Origin of the sequence: Bacillus sp. 220_BSPC, assembly GCF_001054655.1 — a bacterium.
GTDB lineage: Bacteria > Bacillota > Bacilli > Bacillales > DSM-1321 > Peribacillus > Peribacillus frigoritolerans.
The window spans coordinates 1-339 of record NZ_JVPL01000268.1; the positions used below are offsets into that span (position 1 = coordinate 1).

At 41.3% G+C, this 339-nt stretch carries 1 protein-coding gene; it reads right to left on the bottom strand.

The genetic code is table 11. The features are described from left to right. The coding region (locus ADA55_RS21310) for a transposase (RefSeq protein ID WP_153246155.1) at positions 1-339 on the bottom strand (339 nt) is incomplete at both ends.

Genomic DNA, 339 nt, shown 5'->3' on the forward strand with positions numbered 1-339 from the left:
GCCCTCAATTTCTTTCGTCCCCGTTTGGTAATCTTGGTCTGACCTTTGTGCTTTCCTGATGTGTTTTCTTTTAAACTTAAACCTGCTAATTTTACGATTTGGCGAGGATGTTGATAGTCTCTGAGGTCGCCGACCTCTGCGAAAAACCCTGCTACTGTATCTCGACCGATTCCTGACACCTCTAACATCTGTGTGACACCTGGGATATGGTCTAATAACTGATCTAATTGATGATCTATTTCTTCGAATTTCATTTGAATAAAATCATACTTCTCTAGTAAAGCTCTCAACTCTAATTTCGCCATAGCTGCCCCTTGACGAATACCAATCGAACGATTG